The organism is Streptomyces sp. NPDC101178, assembly GCF_044767965.1.
In the GTDB taxonomy this organism is placed as follows: Bacteria; Actinomycetota; Actinomycetes; order Streptomycetales; family Streptomycetaceae; genus Streptomyces.
This window is the reverse complement of sequence record NZ_JBIWOZ010000010.1, coordinates 236552-254519: the sequence shown is the minus strand read 5'-3', so window position 1 is coordinate 254519 and position 17968 is coordinate 236552. Positions and strand designations below refer to the sequence as shown.

3 protein-coding genes are annotated in these 17968 nt (G+C 72.2%); all 3 read right to left on the bottom strand.

Going from position 1 to position 17968, the window contains the following annotated elements; translation table 11 throughout:
* Positions 1–12743, bottom strand: a 12743-nt coding sequence (locus ACIRR8_RS27360; protein WP_404069736.1) for an SDR family NAD(P)-dependent oxidoreductase, incomplete at its 3' end; no start/stop codon positions are given.
* A 289-nt stretch (positions 12744–13032) separates the two neighbouring features.
* On the bottom strand, positions 13033–14622 hold the full coding sequence (locus tag ACIRR8_RS27355; RefSeq protein WP_404069734.1) for an aspartate aminotransferase family protein: 1590 nt from the start codon (positions 14620–14622) through the stop codon (positions 13033–13035).
* 176 nt (positions 14623–14798) lie between these two features.
* Positions 14799–17093 carry a BTAD domain-containing putative transcriptional regulator gene (locus tag ACIRR8_RS27350; RefSeq protein WP_404069732.1) on the bottom strand — a complete coding sequence of 765 codons (2295 nt, stop codon included), beginning with the start codon at positions 17091–17093 and terminating at the stop codon, positions 14799–14801.
* Positions 17094–17968 lie beyond the last annotated feature (875 nt).

The window sequence follows — 17968 nt, the reverse complement described above, 5'->3', positions numbered from 1 at the left end:
ACCCGATCCGCCGCATCACACGCAGCGAACACCACCTCAGCCCCCAACCCCTCCAACTCCCCACGCAACACATCCGCCCCCGGAGCCGAACCACCTTGACGACTCAACAACACCAACCGCCGCACCCCATGCACCACCACCAAATGCCGCGCAACCACCGCACCCAACACACCCGTCGCACCCGACACCAACACCGCCCCACCACCAAACCCAGGAACAGCACCAGCACCAGCACCAGCACCAGCACCAGCACCAGCACCAGCACCAGCGGCAGGCGAACCCGGCCTCACCAGACCAGGCACCAACACCCGGCCCCCACGCACAGCCACCTGGTCACCCACCGCCACCACCGACGGCACCAACCCCACACCCCCACCATCCACATCAACCACCACCACACGACCCGGATGCTCCGTCTGCACCACCCTCAACAGACCCCACACCCCCGCATGCACCAAATCCGGCACACCCTCACCCGACACCACCTCAACCGCACCCCGCGTCACCACCACCAAACGCGAACCCTCAAACCGCACATCACCCAAAAACGCCTGCACGGTGAGGAGCGTGTCCTTCAGGGCGGTCCGGGAGTCCGCGGCGAGTCCGTCGCCGGTTCCGGCGGTGGCCGGCGACCACAGGACCGTCTCCGCACCGGCCTCGGCGACCGCGTCCAGGTCGGGGTAGGACGGAACGGAGCCGAGGGGGGAGGTCGCGCCCAGCACGGCCCAGCCGGAGGTCCCGGCGGGCTCTTCGGGCAGGGGCACCTCGGACCAGGCCATGGGGTACAGCCCCTCGCGCCCGGCACTCGCCGCCGCCCGGACCGCGTCCTTCGTCAACGGACGCAGCACCAGCGAGTCCACCGACGCCACCGGCACACCCACACCATCGGCCACCAGCAGCGACGCCTCCAGCGTCTCGGCGTCGGTGCCCGTCAGGCTCAGGCGCACCCGGAGCGCGGCCGCACCGACGGCGTGCACCTGGGCGCCCGCCCAGGAGAAGGGGAGCCGGGCCTGTCCGGTCTCCTCCGTGACGCCGGGGAGCAGGGTGTGGAGCGCGGCGTCCAGCAGAGCCGGATGCAACAGGAAACGACCCGCTTCCTCCCGCACCCCCTCCGGCAACACCACCTCAGCGAACAACTCACCCTCACCCCGCCACACCCGACGCAACCCCCGGAAGGCCGGACCGTACCCATAACCCAGATCCATCAGACGCTCATAAGCACCCGCCAGATCCACCTCCGCAACACCTGCCGGAGGCCACACCACCAGCCCCTCACCCGAAGCCGCATCGTCAGCCACCACCAGCGACCCGTGCGCATGCAGCACCCACTCCGCACCGGCACCGTCCGCAGGGTCCGCGTTCTCCGTGCTCTCCGGGCGGGAGTGGATCTCCACGGTGCGCCGGCCCTCGTCGTCCGGTGCGCCGAGGGAGAGCTGCACCTGGATGCCGCCGCGTTCGGGCAGGACGAGCGGTGCGGCGAGGGTCAGCTCCTCGACCCGCTCGCTGCCCACCTGTTCGCCCGCGCGTGCGGCGAGTTCCAGCAGGCCGGTGGCGGGCACCAGCACCGTCCCGGACACCGCGTGGTCCGCGAGCCACGGATGCGTGCGCAGGGACAGGCGCCCGGTGAACAGGTACTCGTCCCGGCCCGCCCTGGGGACGGCGGCGCCGAGAAGCGGGTGGGCCAGGGCGTCCAGGCCCAGACCGGCCGCATCGGTGTCCGCCGCGGGGGCGTCGAGCCAGTAGCGGCCGTGCCGGAAGGCGTACGAGGGCAGCGGCACCCGGCGGGCGCCGGGGAGTGCGGCGGCCCAGTCAGGGGTCGCGCCGCGCATCCGCAGCAGAGCGAGCACCCCCATGGTGGTCTCGGGCTCCGGCCGGCCCCGGCGCAGCGCGGGCGCGAGCGCTCCGGCCTCCTCGGTGAGGGAGTTCTGCACCAGAGCGGTCAGCACCCCGTCCGGGCCCAGCTCGATGAACTCGGTGACGCCCTGCTCCTCCAGGTGGCGGACGCCGTCGTGGAAGCGGACGGCCTCGCGGATATGACGCGCCCAGTAGTCGGGCGACGTCAGCTCCTCGTCCTTCGCCAGCGTCCCCGTCACGTTCGACACCACCGGAATACGCGGAGCGTGGAACGTCAGCTCGCTCGCGATCCGCACGAACTCCTCCAGCACGACATCCATGTGCGGGGAGTGGAAGGCGTGGCTGACCGTGAGCCGCTTGGTGCGGACGCCCTGCTCCTTCCAGGCGGCGGCCAGCTCGTCGACCACCGGTGCGTCGCCGGAGATCACCACCGCCCGGGGCCCGTTGACCCCGGCGATCGCGATCGTGCCCCTATCGCCCTCCCGAGCGTCCAGCACCCGGCGTACCTCGTCCTCGTCGGCCTCGATCGCGGCCATGGCACCGCCGGCGGGGGCGGACTGCATCAGCCGGCCCCGCGCCGCGACGAGAGCGGCCGCGTCGGGCAGGTCCAGGACGCCCGCGACGTGTGCGGCCGTCACCTCGCCGATCGAGTGCCCCTGGAGGTAGTCGGGGGTCACACCGTGGTGTTCGAACCAGCGGAAGAGAGCCGTCTCCACCGCGAACAGCGCCGCCTGCGTGAAGACCGTGCGGTCCAGGAGTTCGGCGTCCTGTGATCCCTCCGGCGCGAACAGTACGTCCTTGAGGGGGCGCGGCAGAGCGGTGTCGAGGTGGGAGCACACATCGTCGAACGCGCGGGCGAAGACCGGTGACGACCGATACAACTCCTGTCCCATGCCCAGGCGTTGGCTGCCCTGACCGGTGAAGAGGAAGGCGGTTTTGCCGGGCCGGTCGCTGGTGCCGCGGACGACGGCAGGGGTGGACTCGCCGTTCGCCAGGGCCTGGAGGCCTTCGAGGAGGGCGTGGCGGGTGCTGCCGGTCACGGCGGCGCCGTGTTCCAGGACGCCGCGTGCGGTGGCCAGGGAGTAGCCGATGTCGGCCGGTGCGAGGTCCGGGTCGCCCGTGACGTACTCGTACAGCCGCTCCGCCTGGGCGCGGACGGCGGCCTCGCTGCGGCCTGACACGATCCACGGCACCGGTGCACCCTCGTCCGCACCCGCGGCGGGGCGCTCAGAGGTCCGCGGCGGTGTGCCCGGTGCCTGCTCGATGATGACGTGGGCGTTGGTGCCGCTGATCCCGAAGGAGGAGACACCCGCCCGGCGCGGACGGCCACCGGCCGCCTTCCACTCCCGCTCCTGCGCCAGCAGCGAGATCGCACCCGACTCCCAGTCCACATGCTTCGACGGCTCATCCACATGCAACGTCCGCGGCAGCACACCGTGCTCCATCGCCTGGATCATCTTGATGATCCCGCCGACACCCGCCGCCGCCTGGCTATGACCGATGTTCGACTTCAACGACCCCAGCCACAACGGCTCCTCACCCGCACGCTCCTGCCCGTACGTGTTGAGGAGTGCCTGCGCCTCGATCGGGTCACCCAGGGTCGTACCCGTACCGTGCGCCTCCACCGCGTCCACATCGGCGGGGTTCAGGCCGCCGGACGACAGCGCCTGGCGGATGACGCGTTCCTGCGAGGGCCCGTTCGGTGCGGTCAGACCGTTGCTCGCACCGTCCTGGTTGATCGCCGTACCGCGCACCACGGCCAGCACCTTGTGACCGTTGCGCCGAGCGTCCGACAGCCGCTCCACGAGCAGCAGTCCCACGCCTTCCGACCAGCCCGTGCCGTCGGCGCCGCTTCCGAAGGCCTTGCAGCGGCCGTCCGCCGAGAGTCCCCGCTGCCGGGAGAACTCGACGAACGTCGTCGGCTGCGACATCACCGTCACCCCGCCCGCCAGCGCCATGTCGCACTCACCGTTGCGCAGCGCGTTCACCGCCAGATGCAGGGCGACCAGCGAGGACGAGCAGGCCGTGTCCACCGTCACCGCCGGACCCTCCAGGCCGTAGGTGTAGGCGACCCGGCCGGAGATGACGCTGGAGAGGTTGCCCGCGAGCAGGAAGCCCTCGTACTCGCCGGGCGAGGCGGTCACCCGGGCCGCGTAGTCGTCGTACATCGCTCCGGCGTAGACGCCCGTCGCCGTACCGCGGAGTGAGGCGGGGTCGATGCCGGCGCTCTCGAAGGTCTCCCAGGCGGTCTCCAGCAACAGCCGCTGCTGCGGATCGGCGGCCGTCGCCTCACGCGGCGACATCCCGAAGAACTGCGGGTCGAAGAGATCCGCGTCATGCAGGAACCCACCGTGACGGGTGTAACTCGTCCCCGCACGCTCCGGATCCGGGTCGTACAGACCATCCAGGTCCCACCCACGGTTGGAGGGGAACTCGCTCACCGCGTCCACACCGCCCGAGACCAGCCGCCACAGATCCTCCGGCGAGGACACACCACCCGGATAACGGCACGCCATCCCCACGATCGCGATCGCCTCCGAGGACAGGTCCGTGCCTGTCCTGCGCCGAGGAGCGGTCGTCGCGGGCGCCTTCTCCGCGACCACCCGGCTCAGCAGGTGCGCGGCGAGCGCGGCGGGGGTGGGGTGGTCGAAGACGAGGGTGGTGGACAGCCGCAGTCCGGTGGCCCTGAGCAGCTGGTTGCGCAGCTCCACCCCGCTCATGGAGTCGAAGCCGAGGTCTCCGAACGCCCGGTCGGGGGCGACGGCGGCGGTACGGGAGTGCCCGAGGGCGGCGGCGACCTTGGCGCGGACCAGGTCGAGGACGGCCTCCTTCTGCTTGTCCCCGGTGAGCGCGGCGATCTGCTGGACCCATGCCGAGCCCTGGCCGTCGTCGCGGGCCGTCCGTGCGGCGCGCCGGGTACGGGTGGGAGCGAGGCCGCGCAGCAGCGGGTGCGGCTCTTCGGGGCCGGCGGCGGCCCGGGAGAGCTGCAGCGGTACGGGGACGAGCAGCGAGGTGTCCGACGCCAGGGCACGGTCGAAGAGGGCGAGGCCCTGTTCGACGGTGAGCGGCGGCATCCCGGCCCGCTCCCAGCGGGCGGTCTCGGCGGCGCCGAGCGTACTGCCCATCCCCTGGGTGCCGCCCCACAGACCCCAGGCGAGCGAGGTGGCGGGCAGGCCCCGGGCCCTGCGGTGGGCGGCGAGGGCGTCCAGGTAGGCGTTGGCGCTCGCGTAGTTGGCCTGGCCGGCGGTGCCGAAGAGGCCGGACACGGAGGAGAAGAGGACGAAGGCGCGCAGGTCGCTGCCGCCGGTCAGCTCGTGCAGGTGCCGGGCCGCGTCGGCCTTCGGGCGCAGCACGGCGTGCAGCCGCTCGGGGGTGAGCGACGGAAGGGTCCGGTCGTCCAGGACGCCCGCCGTGTGCACCACGGCGGTCAGCGGGTGGTCGTCGGAGACGGAGGCGAGCACCGAGGCGACGGCCTCACGATCGGCCATGTCGGCCGCCTCGATCCGTACGGTGGCTCCCGCGTCGGCAAGTTCGGCGGCCAGTTCGCGGGCGCCGGGCGCCTCGGGGCCGCGGCGGCTGGTCAGCAGCAGGTGACGGGTGCCGTACCGCTCCACCAGATGCCGGGCGAAGAGGGCGCCGAGCCCGCCGGTGCCGCCGGTGATCAGGACGGTGCCGTCCGGGTCGAGTTCCGGCGTGGGGTGCTCCTGCCGGGCGGGAGCGGCGGCAGCGAGTCGCGGTGCGTGAAACTGACCGCTCCGGAAAGCGAGTTGCTGTTCGCCGGTGGCGAAGGCCGTGGCGAGCAGTTCCTGGGGGGAGCTGTCCCCCGTGTCGAGGGACCGCGCGGCCGGTGCGTCGAGGTCCACGAGGACCAGGCGGTCCGGGTTCTCCGACTGCGCGGCACGCACCAGGCCCCACACCGGAGCGGCGTCGAGGTCGGAGATGTCCTCGCCGGGCAGCGCGGACACCGCGCCCGCCGTGACGACGGCCATACGGGAGTCGGCGAACCGCTCGTCCGCCAGGAACTCCTGGACGAGCCGGAGTACACGCAGCGTCGCCGCGTGCCGCCCGCCGGCCTCTGAGGCGGCGTGCGGGCCGTAACTGCGCACCACGAGCGCACCGGCCGGGTCGACGAGGGCGCCGAGGCTCTCGCCCGCCTCGGTCACGGTGGTGTCGGCGACGGGGTCCGGCACCGGTACGACAGGCCACTCAAGGGTGAACAGGGCGTCGGCGGCGGCGTTCCTCGCGGCCGCGACGAGCTTGTCCTTCGCGACCGGGCGCAGGGTGAGCGCGTCGATGGCGGCAACGGGCGCACCGGTCCCGTCGGACAGGGTCATCCGCACGGAGTCGGCGCCCCGCGGGCTGATCCGGACGCGGAGTTCGGTGGCTCCGGTGGCGTGGAGGGTGATGCCTGACCAGGCGAACGGAAGCCGGATGCTGTCCGTCCCGGGACCTGAGCCGGTGAGGACCAGAGGGTGCAGGGCCGCGTCGAACAGGGCCGGGTGCAGGCCGAAGCCTTTGGCGCTCCGGCCGGCGCCCTCGGGCAGACGCACCTCGGCGTAGAGCTCGTCGCCGTCGCGCCAGGAGGCGGTGAGTCCCCGGAAGGCCGGGCCGTACGCGTAGCCGAGGGCGGCGAGGCGCTCGTACGCGTCGTCGACAGGCTCGGGCTCGGCGCCCGCCGGCGGCCACTGCGCGGCCGGGGCGGCGTCGGCCGCGTGGTCGGGTGCCGACGGCATGAGGGTGCCGGCAGCGTGGCGGGACCAGGCTCGGGCCCGTTCCTCGCCGGTGTCCGGGCTCGCGTGGATGGTGCACGACCGGGCACCGGCGGCGTCGGGAGCGCCGACGGTCACCTGCATGCGGACGGCCTCGTTCGCGGGCAGGACGAGCGGCGCCTCAAGGGTGAGGTCCTCGACATGGGGGACGCCGAGGTGGCTTCCGGCGGCGACGGCGAGTTCGAGGAAGGCGGTGGCGGGCAGCAGCACGCTGCCCGCGATGGCATGGTCGGCCAGCCACGGGTGGCTGCGCAGGGAGATGCGGCTGGTGAGGACGGTGTCCTCGCGCTCCGCCAGTTCCACGGCGGTCGCGAGCAGGGGGTGCTGGGCGGCGTCGAGGCCGAGACTGCGCGCGTCGGCGGGTGCCTGCGGGGCCAGCCAGTAGTGCTCGCGCTGGAAGGCGTACGTGGGGAGCTCGAAGGCGGCGGCACCGGCAGGGAAGAAGGTGGTGCCGTCCAGCGTGGCGCCGGCCGTGTGGGCGCGGGCCAGGCCACGTACCAGGGTCTCGGTCTCGGAGCGGCCGAGGCGCAGCAGTGCCACGGCGGTGAGGGCGGGGCCCTCGTCGGCGGCGCCCTGCGCGAGGGCGGTCAGTACGGCGTCGGGACCGGCCTCGACGGCGACAGTGGCGCCCTGACGGCTCAGCTCGCGCGCGGCGTCCAGGAAGCGGACGGTGGCACGGATCTGTCCGGCCCAGTAGTCGGGAGAGGTGAGTTCGGCCGTGGTGGCGATCCGGCCCGTCACCGTGGAGACGATGGGGATCGTCGGCGGCTGGAAGGACAGTTCGGCGGCGATCCGGCGGAACTCGTCGAGAACCGGCTCCATGTGCGGGGAGTGGAAGGCGTGGCTGACCTTGAGCCGGGTGGCCTTGCGGCCCTGGGCACGGAAGCCGTCGGCGATTTCCTCGGCGGTGTCCGCGTCACCCGAGATCACCACGGAGCGGGGGCCGTTGACCGCGGCGACGGAGACGGAGTCCTCGTGTCCTTCCAGTGCGCGCAGGATCTCGTCCTCATCGGCCTGCACGGCGATCATGGCGCCGCCGGAGGGTGCGGACTGCATCAGCCGGGCCCGGGCGGCCACCAGCGTCGTGGCGTCGTCCAGGGTGAGCACGTCCGCGACATGGGCGGCGGAGAGCTCGCCGATCGAGTGTCCGGCCAGCAGGTCCGGGACCACGCCGTGGTGGGCGAGCAGCCGGAACAGGGCGACCTCGACGGCGAAGAGGGCCGGCTGCGTGAAGTGGGTCAGATGGAGCAGCCCGGCATCCGGACCGTCGGGCTCCGCGAACATCACCTCGCGCAGCGGGCGCTCCAGCTTTCCGTCGAACGCCGTGAACACGGAGTCGAGCGCGGCGGCGAACACCGGTGCGGAGGCGTACAGCTCCGCCCCCATGCCGAGGCGCTGGGCGCCCTGGCCGGTGAAGAGGAAGGCGGTGCGGCCGGTGGCAGTCGCGCCGCCCGCGACGAGTCCGGGGATCTCGTCGTACGGCACTCCGGCGGCCAGCGCGTCGAGCACGGCGACCCGCTCCGCGACGCTGTCGCCGAAGATCGCGGCGCGCTCGTCGAAGGCGGTGCGGTGGGCCGCGAGGGCGCGGCCGACGGCCGCTTCGGAGATGTCGGGGCCCTCGGACACCTCGGCGAGGCGTCCGCTCAGCCGGGCCGCCTGGGCGCGCAGCGCCTGCCCGTCCCGCGCGGAGAGCAGCCAGGGCGCGGGCAGGGCGGACCGGGCCACGTCGCCGGCCGGGGCGGGCTCGGGCCGCGGATCGTACTCGAGGACCACGTGCGCGTTGGTGCCGCTGATGCCGAACGACGACACGGCGGAACGGCGCACCTCGGAGGCGGTGGGCCAGTCGCGGGCGTCGGTGAGCAGTTCGACGTCACCCGTCGTCCAGTCGACGTAGGGGGACGGCTCGTCGGCATGCAGGGTCCGCGGCAGCACTCCGTGGCGCATCGCCTGCACCATCTTGATGACGCCGCCCACGCCCGCCGCGGCCTGGGCGTGCCCGATGTTGGACTTGAGGGAGCCGAGGTACACCGGCTCCGCGCCCTCTCGGGCTCCGCCGTACGTGGCGAGGATCGCCTCGGCCTCGATGGGGTCGCCGAGCTTCGTGCCGGTGCCGTGCGCCTCCACGGCGTCGATGTCCGGAGGCGTGAGCCGGGAGTCGGCGAGGGCCTGGCGGATGACGCGCTGCTGGGCGAGGCCGCTGGGGGCGGTGAGACCGTTGCTCGCGCCGTCCTGGTTGATCGCGGACCCGCGGATCACCGCGAGCACCTGATGGCCGTTGCGCCGGGCGTCGGAGAGCCGCTCCACGAGGAGCATGCCGACGCCCTCGCCCCAGCCCGTACCGTCGGCGTCCGCGGCGAAGGACTTGCAGCGCCCGTCCGGGGCGAGGCCCCGCTGCCGCGAGAACTCCACGAACATGCCGGGGGACGACATCACCGCGGCGCCACCCGCGAACGCCAGGTTCGTCTCGCCCGAACGCAGCGAGCGGATGGCCATGTGCAGGGCGACGAGCGAGGAGGAGCAGGCGGTGTCCACCGTCACGGCGGGACCGATGAGTCCGAGCTGGTAGGCGACGCGCCCCGACATCACGCTGGCCGCCGTGCCGGTGAGGACGTTGCCCTGCACGTTCTGCGGGGCGTCCTGCATCCGGGGCCCGTACTCCAGGGTGGTGGCGCCGACGAAGACGCCCGTGCGGGTCTCGTGCAGCGAGGCGGGAAGCACTCCGGCCCGCTCGGCCGCCTCCCAGGAGGTTTCCAGGAGCAGGCGCTGCTGGGGGTCCATGGCAAGGGCCTCGCGCGGCGAGATGCCGAAGAACGAGGCGTCGAACTCGCCCGCCTCGTGCAGGAATCCGCCGTGCCGCACCGAGCTGGTGCCCTGGCGTTCGGGGTCCGGGTCGTACAGGTCCTCGCCCCAGCCCCGGTTGCCCGGGAAGGCGGAGACGGCGTCGGTGCCTTCGGCCACCAGCCGCCAGAGGTCCTCCGGTGAGGCGACCCCGCCCGGGTAGCGGCAGGCCATGCCGATGATGGCGATGGGTTCGGCATCGTCCGTGTCGGTGGGCACGGCGTCGGAGCCGGCAGCCGCCTCGCCGAGCAGTTCGGTCCGGACGAAGTCGGTCAGCGCCTTCGGCGTCGGGTGGTCGAAGAGGAGCGAGGTGGGGAGAGCCAGACCGGTGGTCCGGGCCAGGGCCGCGCGCAGTTCGGTGGTCATCATGGAACTGAAGCCCAGCTCCTGGAACGGCGTCCGGGCGTCGACGCGTTCGCCGGGGCCGTACTCCAGCACGGTGGCGATGTGCTCGTCCACCAGCTGTTCGACAGCCTGCCGCCGGGCGGTTTCGGACAGTCCGGCGAGCCGTACCCCCAGCTCGCCCTGGGGCCGGGCGGCCTCCACCGCGTCGATGCCGTCAGCGGCGGCTCCGTCCGGTCCGTCGTACGCGCCGCCGGCTGCGCCGGTCCGCCGGGCCGAGGGGCGTACGGCTCCGTCGAGCCAGTGGCGTCGGCGCTGGAAGGCGTAGGTGGGCAGGGCGACTCGGCGGGCGCCGAGGCCGGCGTACAGCGCGGCCCAGTCCACCTCGGTGCCGCGGGTGAACGCCGTGGCGAGGGCGGCGAGCAGCGTCTGCCGGGCCGGCCGGTCACGGCGCAGCGCGGGTGCGGCGACGACCGCTGCCGGGTTCGTGACCGTGTCGCCGGCCAGCGCCGACAGCACCGCGTCCGGGCCGACTTCGAGGAACGTGGTGACGCCCTGGGACTCCAGGTGGCGGACGGTGTCGGTGAAGCGGACCGCCTCGCGGATGTGGCTCGCCCAGTAGGCGGGCGAGGACAGCTGCTCGTCGGTCGCGAGGGTGCCCGTCACGTTCGAGACGACCGGGATGCGCGCCGGGTGGTAGGTGAGCCCCTCGGCGACCTGCCGGAAGTCTTCGAGGACCTCGTCCATGTGCGGGGAGTGGAAGGCGTGGCTGACGGCGAGTCGCTTCGCCTTGCGGCCCTGCTCCCGCAGCAGTCCGGCGATCTCCTCGACCGCCGCCTCGTCTCCCGAGATGACCGTGGATACGGGCGAGTTGAGGGCGGCGATCGCCACCTGGCCCGCACGCCCGGCGAGCAGGGCGGACACTTCCTCCTCGCCCGCCTGTACGGCGATCATGGCGCCGTCGCTCCGCGCCGACTGCATCAGGCGGCCGCGGGCGGCCACCAGGGAGGCCGCGTCCGCGAGGTCGAGCACGCCCGCCGCATGGGCGGCGGCGAGTTCACCGATGGAGTGTCCAGCCACGAAGTCGGGCTGTACACCCAGGGATTCGAGCAGCCGGAAGAGGGCCACCTCGACCGCGAACAGCGCGGGCTGGGTGCGCACCGTGTCGTCCAGGCCCTCGCCGGTGGCGACGGTCAGGGCGAGAGGCCGCTCCAGATACGGGTCGAGAGCGGCCGCCACCTCGTCGAACGCGGCGGCGTAGGCGGGGAACTCCTCGTACAGCTCGCGGCCCATGCCGATGCGCTGGGCGCCCTGGCCGGTGAAGAGGAAGGCAGTACGTCCGCCGTCGGCGGTGCCCGTCACGAGTCCGGGCGCGGTGCGGCCTTCGGCGAGGGCCCCGGTCCCCTCGATCAGGCCGGTGGCGTCCGGGGCGAGGACGACGGCCCGGTGTCGGAAGACAGCGCGGGACGAGGCCAAGGACGAGCCGACGTCCACCGGCGACAGCTGGGCCGCCGCTTCGGTGACGTACGCCCGCAGCCGCTCGGCCTGGGCCCGCAGCGCCGGCTCTCCGACTCCGGAGATGACCCAGGGCAGCACGGCGAGGACCTCGGCGGCGGGCGCGGAGGTCTCCTCGGTTCGCGGGGGCTCGGAGAGCACGACGTGGCAGTTGGTACCGCCCATGCCGAAGGAGCTGACACCGGCGACGAGTTGACGGTCGGGGTGCGGCCACCGGGACAGCTCGCGCTGCATGGCGAGGCGGAGCTCGGCGAGCGGGATTGCGGGGTTCGGGGTCTCGAAGTTGAGGGTCGGCGGCAGCTGCCGGTGGTGGATGCTGAGCAGGGTCTTGATGAGGCCGGCGATGCCCGCCGCGCCCTCCAGGTGCCCGATGTTGGTCTTGACGGAGCCGACGTGCAGCGGCTCGCCGTCCGGTCGGCCGGCACCGAGCGCGGCGCCGAGGGCCGCCGCCTCGATGGGGTCGCCGACGGGCGTTCCGGTGCCGTGCAGCTCGACGTACTGCGCCGCGGCGGCGCCGATCCCGGCCCGGGTGAAGGCCGCGCGTACGACCTGTTCCTGTGCCTGCGGGCTGGGCACGGTGAGCCCGTCGGTGGCACCGTCGTTGTTCACCGCGCTGCCGCGGATCACGCCGTAGACGCGGTTGCCGTCGGCGAGCGCCTGCCGGAGCGGCTTGAGGACCACGACACCGCCGCCCTCGCCGGGCACGAAGCCGTTGGCGCGGGCGTCGAAGGTGTAGGTGACGCCGTCCGGGGAGAGCGCGCCGAACCGCTCCTCGGTCACGGTGTTCTCGGCGAGCAGGTTGAGGTTCACACCGGCGGCTATGGCTGTGGCCGATTCACCGCTGCGCAGGCTCTCGCAGGCCAGGTGGACGGCGACGAGCGAGGAGGACTGGGCGGCGTCGACGGTGAGGCTCGGGCCTCGCAGGCCCAGGTGGTAGGAGACCCGGTTGGCGATGACGCCCCGGTTCACGCCGGTCATCGTGTGCTGGGTGACGGCGTCGGTGCCGCGCTGGTAGAGCAGGTTGGTGTAGTCGTCGCGCAGCGTTCCCACGAAGACGGACGTCGGTGTCGAGCGCAGGGACGCCGGCAGGATTCCCGCGTCCTCGACCGCCTCCCAGGCGAGTTCGAGCACGAGGCGCTGCTGGGGGTCCATCGTGGCGGCCTCACGCGGTGACACCGCGAAGAACGGGGCGTCGAAGTCGGCCACGGCGTCGAGGAATCCGCCCCGCCTGACGGCGGACGGCTCATCCGCACCCCACCGGTCCTCGGGTACGTCCGTGATGCCGCTGACTCCGCCGCTCAGCATCTCCCAGAAGGCCGCGGGGCTCTCCGCTCCGGGAAACCGGCAGGCAATGCCTACGACAGCGATCGGCTCCTCCTGGTCGCTACGGCCGTCAACCACCGTCGGAGCATGCTCACTCATCATGAACTTCCGCTGCCTTTCATTACCGGGTTTCCCATGGCGCGCGCCGTATTCGCCTCTGTTCACCGCTCCTTTTCCGGAGCGGTAATGTGACGCAATCCCAGGAAACGGACCCTACGTGGCCTGCGGAATTCACTCGTCAATGCTCGGCCATGGCCCAGTAACTGAGAATTACCGCAGCCCGGAACACTCCGTGAACAGCGCTGCCCGGCCCGCGTGGGGGGAGCGCGGGCCGGGCAGCGGGTGGGGGGCAGGGGTACGGCTGTGAGGGGGTGAGGGAGCGTCGGGGCGGTCAGCCGCCGAGGACCAGCCGGTCCGACGCACCCTCCCGCAGGATCGCGCAGACGTCGGTGAGCGCGATCTCCAGGCGCTCGATCTCGTCGTCGCCGAGGAAGACGGACGGCTCGAAGCGCAGGGTGTTCACGGCACTGGCCGTGGGGAACGTGCGGATGGCATGGCCGTTCAGCAGGTGCCCGGCGATGACGTAGCCGAAGAGTCCGCCACGCGCCGCGCCCCCGATGACCTCGTCCGAGGCACCGGACTGGTCCCGGAACTCGAAGCCGAGCATCAGTCCCCGGCCCCGCACCTCCTCGACCACGTCGGGGAAGGCGGCGCGGACACGCTCCAGGGCGGCTTCGAGAGCGGCGCCACGCTCGGTCGCCTGCTGGTAGGCGCGGCCGTTGTCGGCCTCCAGGAGTTCGAGCACCTTGAGCCCGATGTGGCAGGAGAAGGCGTCCTTGGCGAAGGTCGAGCTGTGCACCAGCTCGAACTGGGCGCGGTAGCGGGCCTCGCGCACCAGCATCACCGATGCCTTGGCGATGCCGCCGCCCAGGGACTTCGCGAGAGCGTAGTAGTCGCCGCGCAGGCCCAGCTGCGAGCTGGAGAGCAGCGCCCCCGTGCGGCCCATACCGCTCTGGATCTCGTCGATCACGAGAGGGCAGCCCGACGCGTCGGCGAACTCCTGGATGTGCCGAGCGTCCTCGGGCGTGAGGGGCTGGATGCCGCCCTCGCCCTGGATCGGCTCCAGAAGGAACGCCCCGAACACGGGGTGGGCGCGCTCGACGAGCCGGATCTCGCCGCCCTCCACACCGAGCTGCAGCAGGCTCGCGCGGCTCTCCTCCAGGACCTCCTTGAGCGCGTCGGGCCTGCCGCGCGGTACGAACCTGGCGTGCACGCCGAGCGAGGCGAACGGCGCCCGGTAGCCCTCGTTGTGGGTCAGCTGCACACTGCCCATCAGCTTGCCGTGGAAGCCGCCTTCCAGGGCGAGGAAGACCGGCGGGCGGGAGCTGACGAGCGCGTTCCTGCGGTCGAGCTCGGCGAGCAGCGGGGCCAGCGGGTCCTCGCCGGCCGCCGGCCGCTCGATGCCCAGGCGGGCGTGGACGGCGTCGGGCACGGCGGCCGTGCCCTCGCGCACGGCGGCGTGGGCCTCCTTCGCGGCGGCCTCGATCTCCGCGAGCAGCTCGGTCTGGCGCAGCACGCGGTCCAGCTCGGCATGTTTGACGGCGGCCTCGACGGCCTCCGCGCCCGTGTTCGCGAAGGTCGCGTAGTAGGGCTCCTCCGTGCCGGTCTCCCGGTGGATGATCCGGTTGAGCTCGGCGGCGAGGCGGGTGGCGTAGGGGTGCGCGGAGAACTGGGCGTGGATGGGAGCCTGCCCGTCCAGGAGCTCCTTCGCCCGAGCCACGATCTCGGGGTGGTTGTGCCCGAGGATCAGCGACCCGTAGCCGCCGGCGAAGTCGAGAACGGGCGTCTCACGCCCGTCCTCGCCCTGACGGTAGAGCACATTTCCCTCGGCCCGTGCGTACGCGACGTCGAGCCCGGCCGACGCGAGCAGGCCGCGCAGATGCGGCTCTGCAAGCTCGACTCCAGCGGATTCAGGATTCATGTCCAGCTCCTTTTCGGGCGCGGAAAAGCGGAAAAGCGTGCTCGGCCGAGCTTGCTCACCCGATGGACCGTGCGGATCGTGCAGACATCCTGTTCTCGCGTACTCAGTGCGCGGTCACGGCGGCGTCATTCCTCCGCCGCTCCCCGGGAATTGAGGGAATGGGCGCGCGATTACCGTCAGGTGTAGCTCTGGGTATCCTCACTGCGAGCGGCGGAGAGCAGCAGCTCCACGAGTTGTTCGTTGGTGACGCGCTCCGGCATGTCCAGAGTGACGGTGGTGGCATGGCTCTTGCCCCCCGCCCACCCCGGGCGCCGGCGCAGCAGCTCGGTCCTCGCTCCGACGACCACGAACAGCGGCCCGGAGCCGACGGTCTCCACCAGCTTCTCGACGGCGTCGACGACCACATCGTCGGCGAGATGCAGATCGTCGATGCACAGGACGAGCGGCTCCCTGCGCGCCGCTTCCTGCAGGACCTGCACCCAGGCGTCCATGACTTCGGCGAGCCGCAGTTCCCCGAAGACGTCGTCGATGTCGGCGCCGACGACGTCGATGAGATGCGTGAGCAGGGAGACGAGTCCCGCCGACGTCCGCTCGGAGTGGTACAGCGACCGCACCTCGCGCGCCAGGAGAGCACGCGCCACCGGCATGTCGTCCGCGGCCTTGATGCCGCAGTACGCGGACAGGATGTGGGTCGGTACGGCCAGTTTGCAGGGATCGTCGGCGGGCGAGGGGACCCGCACTCCGATGGCACGCATCTTGGTCCCGCGTACCGTCACCCAGCGCTCGAACTCCCGCAGCACCCGGCTCTTGCCGGTGCCCCGCTCACCGAGGACGGTCACCAGGTGCGGCACCCCGCGACGCTGGGCGTGCTTCACGAGCCCGCGCAGAATGTCGAGTTCGTACGCCTCCGAGCTGCCGCCCGGCCCGTGCAGCTCGTCCTCGCCCCCCTCCTCGCGGACGCCCAACGGCTGCCAGCTCGCGGGCGAGGGGCTGGACAGCCGGTAGAGGACAGCGTGTTCGCTCGCCCTGCGGACCGCGTCGCAGACACGCACCTCGCCGTCGGGCACCTTGGCGAGCAGGACCTGGGACTCGTCCAGCACCGAACCGACGACGGTGGGCGCCTCGTCGGGGCCTCTGCGCCGCAGCAGCACCTCCCCCATCGTCACCGAGGCCTGGACGCTCAACTGGGCCGCCTCGCTGTCGGGTTCGGCTGCGACGTCGAAGATGCCGCGGATGGCCAGAGCCGCGAGAACGGCCTGCCGCGCGGCGTCCTCGCTCGGCCCGTCCAGCCCGAACAGGGCGAGGGAGACCGAGCCGATCGCCGCGGTCACCGTTCCACCGAACCGCTCGACCTGCTCGCGGACGAGCCGGCCGGTGCCCTCCAGCAGGGCATCGAGATCCTGAGATATGCCGTCGGCGAGCGAGGGGGCGAGCCGGGTCCGCACGGACAGCACGCTGACCCTCCGGCGCTCCGGACCGGTCCGCCTGCCGGGCTCCGGCCCGTCGGTGCCGCGCTGGTGGGGCACCCGCTGTCCGTCGGCGGACGGCGCGGGGGCCGGACCCGGCACCATCGCCTCCCGGGGCGCTTGCGTCCCGGGAACGGGCTCCCCGGCCCACGGTGCCGGGTGGGGCTGCTGGGAACGCGGCGGCTGCACCGGGTCCGCATGTCCGACGAGCCCCCCGAGCGTGCCCGGTTCCGGCAGGGAGAGCACGGGGTCCTGCACGAGGATGGCCTGCTGCAACTGCTGCAACCCCCGGCCCGGCTCCAGGCCGAGACTCTCCACGAGGACGGACCGGACCCTGCTGTACGCGTTGAGTGCGTCGACCTGGCGTCCGCATCGGTACAGGGCAAGCATCAACTGGCCGCAGGACCGCTCGCGCAGCGGCTCGGCCTGGACCATCGTCTCCAGCTCCGCGAGGACCGCGTGGTGGCGTCCGCAGGCGAGCTGCGCATCGAAGAAGTCCTCCATCACGTCGAGCCGCGTGCTCTCGACCGCGGCGAGTTCGGGCCACTGGATGCCGGCCTCGACCAGGTCGGCGAGGACGGGACCACGCCATAACGCCAGGGCGTCACGCAGTGTCGCCGAGGCGGATTCCGCTGTGCCGCGGGCGAGTTGCTCCCTGCCCCGGGCGGCCTCCTTGTGGAAGACGTGCAGATCCACCTGTTCGGGATCGACCCGCATCATGTAGCCGGGCGGCTGGGTCAGCAGCGTCGCCGCTCCCGGTTCCAGCTCGTCGTGCCGCCGGTCGAGAGCGCCGCGCAGGCCGTAGATCGCGTTCTGAAGGATCTTGCGCGCCGTCGCGGGTGCGTCGTCGACCCCCCAGAGCGCGTTCATCAACCGGCTCGTGGCCACGACCTTGTTGGCCTGCAGGAGCAGCAGGCCGAGCGTGGCCCGCTGTTTCGTCCCCCCGAGCCCCACCACCCCTCCCGCGTCGACGACCTCCATCGGACCCAGCATGCGGAACTGCATCTTTCCCCCAACCTGAATAGCCCGAGCATTGGACGGACCCTTGAGGCGCGTGACGCGCGCCATCGTTGTCACCGGCCGTATATCGGCCAAGGTCCCGAAGTCCAGGGTGCGAGAGTGCGTTCCCAGCACGCATGGAACTCGGACACGTTAGGACGCAACCACCTGCGTCATCGATGTTTTCAGGCCCCACCAGCGAAACAGTCATCACCCACTGCCGGGAAACAGCGCGATCAACTTCAGCTCAACGGCACATCTTCCCCAGCGGGTCGAGGCAGTTCGGCGGCATCGGCGGTGTGGCGGGTTCACGGGCCGGTACAGTCCGCGAACCTGCGGTGAGGAAGACGCACCGACCGCCTCACGCGTTCATCCCGTCCGGCAGGGAAAACTCCGGACGGCCTACGGGCTGCTCACCTCGCGGTCACGTACCCCACCCCCCGGCCACCGCGATCGACAAGTGACCGGGACGCCCCCAGGGACCGGACACCGTCCGCTTCCTTTCGATGACCGCCCCCTCCATCGCGAACATCCTGCTCCCACTCTGTCATAAGAAACCATTCAATCGGTTTCTTCTCTAGAGAGTTGAGGAACCTTTAACACTTTGGACACCTGCAAGCATCAGCAATTGCCCAGAAAGCGCTCATAACGGACAGCCGGATCGCCCGACGGTCGCAGCCCCCCGGCACCCCCCGACAGCCTTCACCCAACAACATACCGATCGTTATGCATCTTATCGAACCTTTGCGGACGAGCGAGGTTCGGACACGCGCCGGGGGGGGGGGGGGGGGGGGGCGTTTTAGTTTTGCGGGTTGGGGGGAGGTGGCGCCCCCGGGGGGGGGGGGGGGGGGGTTGTGGGGGGGCCGAAGGGGGGTCACCCG